Raw genomic sequence first — 10,625 nt, 5'->3', positions numbered from 1 at the left:
TCCAATACCATGCCGACAGCCTTGAGTTTGAATTCAGTTGAATAAGAGTTACGCATATCCGAACACCTCAGATTTGGACGCCATCATAGCGCCTGATTGAAGTGTCCAAAATCATTAGGCCAGTTCAGCCTGCTCGCGAAAACGGTGTGTCAGTTGACCTATATGTTGGATGACCTGACGCCTTCGCGAGCAGGCTCGCTCACACAGAATTCGCGTTCCCCCTGTCATTCACGGCAACACACAAATCCTTTGTGGGAGCGAGCCTGCTCGCGAAAGCGGTGTGTCAGCTACACATGCATCAGGCAAGGAAGCGCAATATCGGCGCACCATCGAACGGGTCCGTCAGATAGTGCGCCCTGACGCCGAAAGTCGCCTGTAAACGCTCCGGCGTCAGCACGTGCAGCGGCTCGCCAAGCGCGACCAGACGCCCGCGCTCCAGCACTGCCAGGCGATCGCATTTGAGCGCCTGATTGAGATCGTGCAGGGCGATCAGCGTAGTCACCGGCAGTGCGCGCACCACTTGCAGAATGCTCAACTGATGCTGGATATCGAGATGGTTGGCCGGCTCGTCGAGCAGCAGGATCTGCGGGCGCTGCGCCAGTGCGCGGGCGATGTGCACGCGTTGGCGTTCACCGCCGGAGAGGCTGCGCCAGAGGCGGTTGCGCAGGTGCACGGCGTCGACGTCGACCAGCGCTTGCTCGACGATGGCGTCATCGGCCGGCGACCACGGTTGCAGCGCCGACAACCACGGCGTGCGCCCGAGCGCCACCGCGTCGAACACGCGAATGCCATCGTCGGTATCGGCCTGTTGCTCAACCACCGCCAGCGTCTGCGCGATAGTGCGCCGCGACATCTTGCCCAGCGCCTGACCGCCGAGCTGCACATGGCCCGCGCTCGGTTCGCGCAGGCCGGCGAGCAGTTTCAGCAGCGTGGATTTACCCGAACCGTTCGGCCCGACAATGCCCAGGGTCTCGCCGCGCTGAACGTCGAGGCTGACACCGTTGAGCAACTCGGCACCGCGCACTTTGAAGCCCACACCCGCACAACTCAGAACCGTGTTCATCGCGCCGATCTCCGGCCCACCAGAATCAGCGCGAACACCGGTGCGCCGACCAGCGCAGTGATCACGCCGACCGGGATCACCTGACCCTTGATCAGGGTGCGTGACAGCACATCGGCGGCAATCAGAAACACCGCACCGCCCAGCGCACTGGCGGGCAACAGACGCGCATGGCCGGTGCCGAGCAACAACCGCGCGGCATGGGGAATCACCAGACCGACAAAGCCGATCGAGCCGACAATCGACACCATCACCGCCGTCACCAGCGCGGCACAGCCAATCAACAGAATCTGCACGCGGCGCACTGGAATGCCGAGAGACGCCGCCGAGTCCGCACCAAAGGTGAACGCATCCAGCGCCCGGCGATGCCACAGACAAACAACCAACCCCAACACCGCCACCGGCACCGCCAGCCACACCGACGGCCAGCGCACGCCGCCGAGATTGCCCAACAGCCAGAACATGATGCCGCGCGCTTGTTCGGAGCTGGCCGAGCGGGTGATCAGAAAAGCGGTGAGGGCGTTGAACAGCTGCGAGCCGGCAATCCCGGCCAGAATGATCTGCCCGGTGCCGCTGGCCGAGCCGCTGACCCGCGCTAACAGGATCACCAGTACGAAAGCGATCACCGCGCCGGCAAAGGCACCCACCGACAATGAAATCGCCCCGGCGCCGACGCCAAGCAGGGCGACCATCACCGCGCCGGTCGAGGCGCCAGCAGAAATACCCAGCAGATACGGATCGGCCAGCGGATTGCGCAGCAGCGATTGCAGGATCACCCCGCACGTCGCCAGACCGGCGCCGCAAGCCGCCGCGACCAAGGCGCGAGTCAGGCGATAGTTCCAGACAATGCCTTCGTCGATCGGGTCGAGCACATAACCGACGCCCCACAGCTTGTTGGCCAGCACCTGCAATACCACGCTCGGCTCGATCGAAGTCTCACCAATGGCCACGCCACCGATCAGCGCAACCGACAGCGTCAACAGCACCAGCAGCAATCGGATCAGGCGTCTGCTCATGGCGACAGGTCGTAGCCGTTGATGGCGCTGGCCAGTTGTGCGAGGCCGTCGAAGGTGCGCAGGCTGGCCTGCATGGCCATGGCGTCGAGGATGATGATGCGGTTGTGCTTGACCGCGTCCATGTTGCGCGTCACCGGATCACTGCGCAGGAAGGCGAGTTTTTTCTGATAGTCGTCCGCCGGGAAACGTCGACGATCCATGCGCGCGATCACCAGAAACGTCGGGTTGGCCTTGGCGATGGTTTCCCAGCCGACGGTTGGCCATTCTTCATCCGACTCGACCACGTTGCGCACGCCGAGGGTGCTGAGCATGAAATCGGGAACGCCTTTGTGCCCGGCCACGAACGGCTCGATGTCCATCTCGGCGCTGGAGAACCACACCAGGGCGCTGACGTCTTTGCGCTGCTTCTTTTTTGCGGTGGCGATCGACTGCGCGAGGCTGGCTTTGAGCTGCTCATTGAGTTGCTCGCCACGCGCCTGCACATCGAAAATCGCTGCGAGCTGGCTCACGGCTTTGTAGATGCTGTCGATGCGAAACGGCGCCAGCCGCGTGCCGTCCGAGCCGACGAGGTTGTCCTTGGCTTCGCAATCGGAGGGCAGCAGATAGGTCGGAATCTTCAGTTCATGAAACTGCTCGCGAGTGCCGACCGCGCCTTGCGGGCCGACCATCCATTCCAGCTCGACGGCTACCAGTTCCGGGCGTTTGGCGATCACCGCTTCGAAACTCGGCTCGTTGTCGGCGAGGCGCTCGATCCTGTCGTTCTGTGCTTTGTATGTGCCCAGCACGTCGTTGAACCACAGCGAAGTGCCAACGACTTTGTCGCCCAGGCCCAAGGCGTAGAGCATTTCCGTGCCGGCTTGGCCGATGGTCACCGTGCGCGCGGGTGCGTGTTGAAAGGTCAGGCTGCTGCCACAGTTTTCGACGGTCAGCGGATACGCAGTCGGCGCCGCTTGCGCCAGGGCGCAAAGGCTCAGAGCGGTGAGCAGGGTGGCAATGCGGGGCAGCAGCATGGGGCAGTCTCCAGGAGAACCGTACGGGAGCGGGCGGGTACGGTTGGAAACACACCTCGGGCGCGGTCGTGGAAACTGCGCAAGGCCGGCACGGGGAAAATGCGCACGGCACGATGTCCTTCCCGGACACCCCGCCGGTTAGTCAGTCACTGTGCCGGCAGGTCTCCTGACTGATGCGTCATCGCCACGCTCCGGCCTTCCCGGGATTCACCCAGTGGCAGTCGAGGAGCAGGCTCGGCACCTACAGTTGCGGGGGCAGTTCCGATTGATGCTGTGCAAGCATTTCGGATTCCCTATTAATTCCGTGTGGAAACCGGCGGCGGCATGGTAGTCGATTTGCGCGGTGGAGGGGGAGCCGAATCTGCCACAGCGTCATTTTGTCGTCGGCATTGCAATCTGTCATATGCCTTGGCTAATATACGATCCATATACACATCGTATCGGATTCATATATGGGCATCGTAAAGATTTCAGAGGACATGCACGAGAATCTGCGCATCTCCAGCAACGCCCTCAGCCGCTCGATCAACGCGCAGGCCGAGCACTGGATGCGCATCGGCATGCTCGCCGAGCTGCATCCCAACCTCGACCACAGCGCCATTTGCCGCCTGCTGATCCGCGCCGAACAGAATGGTGGCCTGGATCTGCAACAACTGACTCAGGAAGCCGTCAGCGCATGAGAAACCAGATCAAAATCAACACCCAGGCCGACATTGAAAAATCCCGCGCCGCCGGCAAACTCGCCGCCGAAGTACTGGCGATGCTGGTGCCGCATGTGAAGGCCGGGGTGACCACCGATGAGCTGGACCGGTTGTGCAACGATTACATCGTCAATGTGCAGAAAGCCGTGCCGGCCAACGTCGGTTATCACGGCTTTCCGAAAACCGTCTGTGCGTCGGTCAACGATGTGGTGTGCCACGGGATTCCATCGGGTACGCCATTGAAGGATGGCGACATCGTCAATCTCGACATCGCCGTGATCAAGGATGGCTGGTTCGGTGATACCAGCCGCATGTACGTCGTGGGTGAGGCGACTCCTGAAGCGCAGCACCTGATCAAGACCACCTACGAAGCCATGTGCGCAGGTATTCGCGCAGTGAAACCGGGCGCAACGCTGGGCGATATCGGTCATGCGATCCAGAGCCTGGCGGAGGCGGAGGGCTTCAGCGTGGTGCGCGAGTATTGCGGCCATGGCATCGGCAAGGTCTATCACGACGAACCGCAAATCCTGCATTACGGCTTTCCCAATCAAGGGCTGAAGCTCAAGGCCGGGATGATTTTCACCGTAGAACCGATGCTCAATGCCGGCAAACGCCATGTGAAGAACATGCCTGATGGCTGGACCGTATTGACCAAGGATGGCTCGTTGTCGGCGCAGTGGGAGCATATGGTCGCGGTGACGGAGAGCGGGTTTGAAGTGCTGACGGCGTGGCCGGATGAGATTGAAGGGTACCGGGCCATTGGCTGATACCGCGTCGCCTGCTTGCCCTCACCCTAGCCCTCTCCCAATGGGAGAGGGGACTGACCGAGGTGTTGTTGGGATATACGCCGACGTGCGATACCGAGTCGAACTTACATTTTGAACAGCATGAAGATCGGCTCCCTTTCCCCCTCGCCCCCCGTGGGGGAGAGGGCTGGGGTGAGGGGGTAGATCCAACTGACTCAGCGCAATCAGTGAGCACCTGCTGCCTTGTTCAAATCGCTCTCGGTCCACTCGGTATAAACACAAGCATCCGCCGTCGCCCAGCGCACCCGGACCGGATCGCCGGCCTTGAGCGGCATGCCCGCTGCCGATAGCGCTTTCACCGTCATCGACGTCCCGCCCGCAGTCACCACGCTGCACGTCTGGCTCTCACCGAGAAACAGCACCTCCACAACATTCGCCGATACTTCATTCCAACCCGCCGCCAGCGGCTCATCCAGCGCCTGCTGCGTGCTCAGCGCCAAGGCCTTTTCCGGACGCACCATCAGCAGCACATCCTGATCAGTGTGCAACCCGGACGTCAGCCGAATCGACAACAACTGACCCTCGAAACTCGCTGCCGCATTGCCTTGCGCCTTGAGCTTGAGGAAGTTCGAATTGCCCAGGAACGACGCGACAAATGCATTCGGCGGATTCTGGTAAAGGTCATAACCACTGCCCAGGCCGACGATTTTGCCGTGGCTGAAAATCGCGATGCGTTGCGACAGACGCATGGCTTCTTCCTGGTCGTGGGTCACGTAAACGATGGTGATACCCAGACGTCGGTGCAGTTGGCGCAATTCGTCTTGCAGGTCTTCGCGCAGTTTTTTATCCAGCGCGCCCAGCGGTTCGTCCATCAGCAGGATGCGCGGCTCGTAAACCAGCGCCCGGGCGATGGCGACACGTTGTTGCTGACCACCAGACAGTTGCGAAGGGCGGCGATGGGCGAACTGTTCGAGCTGCACCAGCTTCAACATCGCATCGACGCGCTTTTCGCGCTCGGCGGCAGCCAGTTTGCGAATCGCCAAAGGGAAGGCGATGTTGTCGCGTACCGACAGATGCGGGAACAGCGAGTAGCGCTGGAAGACCATGCCGATGTCGCGCTTGTGCGGCGGCACATTGACCAGCGACTGGCCATTGACGAGGATCTCGCCGCTGCTCGGTGTTTCAAATCCGGCGAGCATCGACAGCGTGGTGCTTTTGCCCGAGCCGCTGGAGCCCAGGAATGTGAGGAATTCGCCGTCCTTGATGTCCAGCGAGATATTGTCGACGGCAGCGAAATCGCCGTAGTGCTTGTTCAGGTTGCGCAGGCTGACCAGGGGTTTGTCGCTCTGCTGGGATGCGTCTTTGATCACGGCACTCATGTCGTACTCCTGGGCGCTCAGGCGCTGATTTCGTTGCGCCGGCGCAATGCGGCGGCGATGACCATGACCAAAACCGACAAGCCGATCAGCAGCGTCGAAGCGACGGCGATCACTGGGGTCAGGTCCTGGCGCAAAGTGGTCCACATTTTCACGGGAAGGGTTTGCAGAGTCGGGCTCGCCATCATCACGCTGAGCACCACTTCGTCCCACGAAACGAGGAAGGCGAAGAGGGCGCCGGCGACCATCCCCGGACGGATCGCCGGGAACGTCACCTTGAACACCGCTTGCAAGCGCGAGGCACCGCAGATTACCGCCGCGTCTTCAATCGACTGATCGAACAGCTTCAGCGAGTTGATGATCGAGATGATGGTGAACGGCATCGCGACGATCACGTGGCTGACGACGAAGGCGAACATGGTCCCGGTGTAGCCGAGCTTGAGAAACAGCGCGTACACCGCCACGGCAATGATCACCAGCGGCACGATCATCGGCAGGGTGAACAGGCCGTAGAGCATCTCGCGGCCGGGGAAGCGTCCGCGCACCAGCGCAAACGCGGTCGGCAAACCGAGGGCCACGGCGCAGATCGTGGTCAGCACGGCAACTTTTAGGCTGGCGGCAGCGGCGTTCATCCAGTCGGGATTGGAGAAGAACTGGCCGTACCATTTCAGCGTCCAGCCCGGTGGCGGGAACACCAGCCACTGCGAGGAGCCGAACGACAGCAGCACGATGAACACGATCGGCAACAGCAGGAACAGACCGATCAGCCCAGTCGTGGCGTAGAGGCCGAAACGCATGCGCCGGCTCATGGCATTGGGGGTCAGGAGCATGTCGGCTTACCTCGCGTTACTGGCGCCAACCGGGGATTCCGGTTGAAGCTTCAGGTAGAAGTAGAACAGCACCAGGGTGATTGCGATCAGCAACGCGGCGCCGGCACTGGCCAGGCCCCAGTTGAGGAACGATTGCACCTGCTGAATGATGAACTCCGGCAGCATCATGTTTTGCGCCCCGCCGAGCAGCGCCGGGGTGACGTAGTAACCGAGCGACATCACGAACACCATCAAACCGCCGGACGCCAGACCCGGCCGGCACAGCGGCAGGAACACCCGGAAGAAGTTGGTCCACGGACTGGCGCCGCAGATCGAGCCGGCCTGCAGGATCATCGGGTCGATGGCCTGCATGGTCGCCTGCAACGGCAGCACGATGAACGGGATCATGATGTAGCTCATGCCGATCACCACGCCCGTGAGGTTGTGCACCATTTCCAACGGCTGATCGATGATGCCCATCGCCATCAGCGCCTTGTTGATCACGCCCGAGGCTTGCAGCAAAACCAGCCACGAATAGGTACGGGCGAGCAGGCTGGTCCACATCGACAGCAGGACGATGTTGAGGATCCAGCGCCCCCAACCGCGCGGCACCAGGGTGATCGCCCAGGCCAGCGGAAAACCCAGGAGCAGGCTGAACAGCGTCACCAGCCCGGCCACCGAAAAGGTGTTGAGCAGCACTCGCGCATAGGCCGAGTTGGCGAACAGTTGTTCGTAGTTGCCAAGGCCAGGTACAGGTTCGAGCACACCGCGCAGCAGCAGGCCAATCAACGGCGCGAGAAAGAACAGGCCGAGGAACAGCAGCGCCGGGACGAGGTTGCCGGCGCCGCGCCAGCGTTGCTTGAAGGCCGAACCGGCAGCGCCGGCGGCGCTCCCGGTGGCAGTGGAAGGACGAGGCGCAGTGGCCGCGATTTTCATTTGACCAGCCATTCGTTCCACCGTGTCGCGATAGCCGGACCGTTCTTGGCCCAGTAAGCGAAATCAAGGGTGATCTGATCCTTGGCGTAAGCCGTCGGCAGGTTGGGGGCCAGCGTCGAATCCAGACGCTCCACACTGTCGAGGTTGACCGGCGCGTAGGCGGTCAGGTTGGAGAAGTCGGCCTGGCCTTTAGCGCTGCTCGCATTGGCGAGGAACTTCATCGCCGCGTCCTTGTTTTTCGAGCCTTTTGGAATGACCAGAATGTCGGCCATGACCAGGTTCTGTTTCCAGCTCACGCCGACCGGTGCGCCGTCTTCCTGCAAGGCGTGCACACGGCCATTCCAGAACTGGCCCATGCTCGCTTCGCCGGACGCCAGCAGTTGCTGCGACTGCGCGCCGCCGCCCCACCAGACGATGTCCTTCTTGATGGTGTCGAGTTTCTTGAAGGCGCGATCCAGATCCAGCGGATAAAGCTTGTCAGCCGCAACGCCGTCGGCCAGTAGCGCCAGTTCGAGCACGCCGGGGCTTGGCCATTTGTACAGGGCGCGTTTGCCCGGGTAGGTCTTGGTGTCGAACAGCGCGCTCCAGTCCTGCGGCTTGTTGGCGCCGAGCTTGCCTTCGTTGTAGCCGAGGACGAAGGAGAAGAAGAACGAGCCGACGCCGTGATCGCTGACGAAGCGCGGGTCGATCCTGTCGCGCTGGATCACTTTGAAGTCGAGGGGTTCAAGCAGGCCTTCGGCAGCGGCGCGCAGGGCGAAATCGGCTTCGACATCGACCACGTCCCACTGCACGTTGCCGCTTTCGACCATGGCTTTGAGTTTGCCGTAGTCGGTGGGACCGTCCTGAACGACGGTGATGCCGCTGGCCTTGCTGAACGGATCGGCCCAGGCCTGTTTCTGCGCATCCTGGGTGCTACCGCCCCAGCTGACAAAATTCACGCTTTCGGCAGCCATTGCAGCCTGGCCGGTAACGCTGAGCAGTCCCGCGAAAAAGATCGCGGTTGCAGCTTTGTTCAACACCATGTTCACGCCCTCATTGTTGTGTTTTTGAGCGGGCCTTGCGTTGTTGCCCGCCTGTCGGGAGCAGTAGCCGGATGCTTCGTTGGAACGTCCGGTCTATGGAATATCATATTATGGTATTCCAAACTTTGTGCAAGCACTTTGCCTTACCGGTTATCTGGCGGATCTGTTTTTCCGGCCTTCATCCAAATGTGTAGCGAATGAAACTGTGGCGAGGGGATTTATCCCCGTTGGGCTGCGGAGCAGCCCTGAAAGCGGGACATGCGATATTTCTGGCGGATCGCGTTGGCAGGAATCGGGGCCGCTTCGCAGCCCGACGGGGATAAATCCCCTCGCCACAGGGGATTATCGATAGCAGGCTTATTCAGTGAAAGGGATGCTCTCAACCACCTCGAGGTCATACCCGGTCAACCCCGCGTACTTCAGCGGCGGACCGAGGTGGCGCAGCTTGCCAACCCCAAGGTTCTGCAGAATCTGCGCCCCCGTCCCGACTTCGGAATAGATCCGCGATTGCGAACGGCTGAACTGCCGTGGCGGCTGGGTCAACTGCGGCACGCGTTCGAGCAACGCCTGTGACGATTCATGATTGGCCAGCACCACCACAACCCCATGACCTTCCGCCGCGACCCGTTGCAGCGCCGCCCACAGCGTCCAGTTCGTCGGCCCGCTGTACTCGGCGCCGACCAGATCGCGCAGCGGATCGATCACGTGCACGCGCACCAGTGTCGGCTCTTCGCGGCGCAGATCGCCCATGACCATCGCCATGTGCACGCCGCCTTCGATGCGATCCTCGAAGGTAATCAAACGGAACGTGCCATGCACCGTCGGCAGCTCACGTTCGCCGATGCGTTCGATGGTGTGCTCGGTGCTCAGGCGGTAGTGGATCAGGTCGGCAATGGTGCCGATCTTGATCCCGTGCTTGCGCGCGAACTGCTCCAGATCCGGGCGGCGGGCCATGGTGCCGTCGTCGTTCATCACTTCGACGATCACCGAGGCCGGGGTGAAACCGGCCAGACGCGCCAGATCGCAACCGGCCTCGGTATGCCCGGCGCGGGTCAGCACGCCACCTTCCTTGGCGCGCAACGGAAAGATATGACCGGGTTGCACCAGGTCTTCGGCGCGGGCATTCGGCGCGACGGCGGCGGCGACTGTGCAGGCGCGATCTGCGGCGGAAATGCCGGTAGTCACGCCGACCGCCGCTTCGATCGACACGGTAAATGCAGTGCTGAACACACTGCCGTTGGCGGGTACCATTTGCTCCAGGCCCAAGCGCTGACAATGTTCGTCGGTCAGGGTCAGGCAGATCAGCCCGCGTGCCTCGCGGGCCATGAAGCTGATAGCCTCCGGCGTGCAACGATCAGCGGCCAGCAGCAGGTCGCCTTCATTCTCGCGGTCTTCGTCATCGACCAGCAGGACCATTTTGCCGAGACGATAATCTTCGATGATTTCTTCGATGCTGTTGAAGGCCATGCTGGACTCTCAGGGTTCGTTGGAAATATATTGGTATACCATAATACAAAATAAACAAAGAGGTCACTATGAAGGCGTACTGGATTGCACATGTGGATATAGCCGATGCCGAGCACTACAGCCAATACACCCAGCGCACCCCGCAGGCGATTGCCGCATTCGGCGGCAAGTTTCTCGCCAGAGGCGGGCGCAGTGAAGCGCTGGAAGGGCGGCAGACGCCACAGCGCACGGTGATCATCGAGTTTGAAAGCTACGAAACAGCCGTGGCGTGCTACCGCTCGGCGGCGTATCAGGAGGCGAAGAGCTACCGCGAAGATTGGGCGAGAGCGGAGATCATCATCGTTGAAGGCATCAACCCAATTTAAGCCACACTGATGATCGTTCCCACGCTCCGCGTGGGAATGCAGCCCGGGACGCTCTGCGTCCCATCCAGAGCCGAACGCGGAGCGTCCGTAGAGGCATTCACACGCGGAGAGTGGGAA

General features: G+C 61.5%; 11 protein-coding genes and 1 riboswitch. Of the genes, 3 read left to right on the top strand and 8 right to left on the bottom strand.

What is annotated here, in order from left to right; translation table 11 throughout:
• Positions 1–298: 298 nt before the first annotated feature.
• From QMX86_RS25360 to QMX86_RS25350, 3 genes are read right to left on the bottom strand one after another with little or no spacing between them, the layout of a single operon-like run.
• A complete protein-coding gene (locus tag QMX86_RS25360) occupies positions 299–1,063 on the bottom strand; it encodes an ABC transporter ATP-binding protein (protein ID WP_122704015.1) in 765 nt (254 codons plus the stop codon).
• Positions 1,060–2,076 carry an iron ABC transporter permease gene (locus QMX86_RS25355; protein ID WP_282386917.1) on the bottom strand — a complete coding sequence of 339 codons (1,017 nt, stop codon included), beginning with the start codon at positions 2,074–2,076 and terminating at the stop codon, positions 1,060–1,062. The genes QMX86_RS25360 and QMX86_RS25355 overlap by 4 nt, the downstream gene beginning before the upstream one ends.
• Complete coding sequence (locus tag QMX86_RS25350) at positions 2,073–3,086, bottom strand: ABC transporter substrate-binding protein (protein ID WP_282386918.1); 1,014 nt, start codon at positions 3,084–3,086, stop codon at positions 2,073–2,075. The genes QMX86_RS25355 and QMX86_RS25350 overlap by 4 nt, the downstream gene beginning before the upstream one ends.
• A gap of 138 nt (positions 3,087–3,224) precedes the next feature.
• A riboswitch (cobalamin riboswitch) is annotated at positions 3,225–3,419 on the bottom strand.
• A 119-nt stretch (positions 3,420–3,538) separates the two neighbouring features.
• Here QMX86_RS25350 and QMX86_RS25345 point away from each other — a divergent pair.
• Positions 3,539–3,766, top strand: coding sequence for a ParD-like family protein (locus tag QMX86_RS25345; RefSeq protein ID WP_007918027.1), 228 nt, complete (start codon positions 3,539–3,541; stop codon positions 3,764–3,766).
• Positions 3,763–4,554, top strand: coding sequence for a type I methionyl aminopeptidase (gene map / locus QMX86_RS25340; protein ID WP_282386919.1), 792 nt, complete (start codon positions 3,763–3,765; stop codon positions 4,552–4,554). The genes QMX86_RS25345 and map overlap by 4 nt, the downstream gene beginning before the upstream one ends.
• 203 nt (positions 4,555–4,757) lie before the next feature.
• On the opposite strand, the gene QMX86_RS25335 is transcribed toward map, so the two are convergent.
• From QMX86_RS25335 to ribBA, 5 genes are all read right to left on the bottom strand, one after another.
• The gene (locus QMX86_RS25335) at positions 4,758–5,912 is read right to left on the bottom strand and encodes an ABC transporter ATP-binding protein (RefSeq protein ID WP_282386921.1); all 1,155 of its coding nucleotides are present in this window, start codon (positions 5,910–5,912) and stop codon (positions 4,758–4,760) included.
• Between the two features lie 17 nt (positions 5,913–5,929).
• The gene (locus QMX86_RS25330) at positions 5,930–6,739 is read right to left on the bottom strand and encodes an ABC transporter permease (RefSeq protein ID WP_273527380.1); all 810 of its coding nucleotides are present in this window, start codon (positions 6,737–6,739) and stop codon (positions 5,930–5,932) included.
• A 6-nt stretch (positions 6,740–6,745) separates the two neighbouring features.
• The gene (locus QMX86_RS25325; protein ID WP_016775019.1) at positions 6,746–7,654 is read right to left on the bottom strand and encodes an ABC transporter permease; all 909 of its coding nucleotides are present in this window, start codon (positions 7,652–7,654) and stop codon (positions 6,746–6,748) included.
• Positions 7,651–8,676, bottom strand: coding sequence for an ABC transporter substrate-binding protein (locus tag QMX86_RS25320; RefSeq protein WP_016775018.1), 1,026 nt, complete (start codon positions 8,674–8,676; stop codon positions 7,651–7,653). The genes QMX86_RS25325 and QMX86_RS25320 overlap by 4 nt, the downstream gene beginning before the upstream one ends.
• Before the next feature lie 357 nt (positions 8,677–9,033).
• Positions 9,034–10,143 (bottom strand): bifunctional 3,4-dihydroxy-2-butanone-4-phosphate synthase/GTP cyclohydrolase II, encoded by a 1,110-nt coding sequence (gene ribBA / locus QMX86_RS25315; protein WP_016775017.1) that lies wholly within the window; start codon positions 10,141–10,143, stop codon positions 9,034–9,036.
• Between the two features lie 68 nt (positions 10,144–10,211).
• Here ribBA and QMX86_RS25310 point away from each other — a divergent pair, with 68 nt between their 5' ends.
• A complete protein-coding gene (locus QMX86_RS25310; protein ID WP_160769442.1) occupies positions 10,212–10,508 on the top strand; it encodes a DUF1330 domain-containing protein in 297 nt (98 codons plus the stop codon).
• Positions 10,509–10,625 lie beyond the last annotated feature (117 nt).

Source organism: Pseudomonas sp. PS01270, from assembly GCF_029959775.1.
Taxonomy (GTDB): domain Bacteria; phylum Pseudomonadota; class Gammaproteobacteria; order Pseudomonadales; family Pseudomonadaceae; genus Aquipseudomonas; species Aquipseudomonas atacamensis.
The sequence above is the reverse complement of the archived record's forward strand: the minus strand, read 5'-3'. Positions and strand labels throughout refer to the sequence as shown.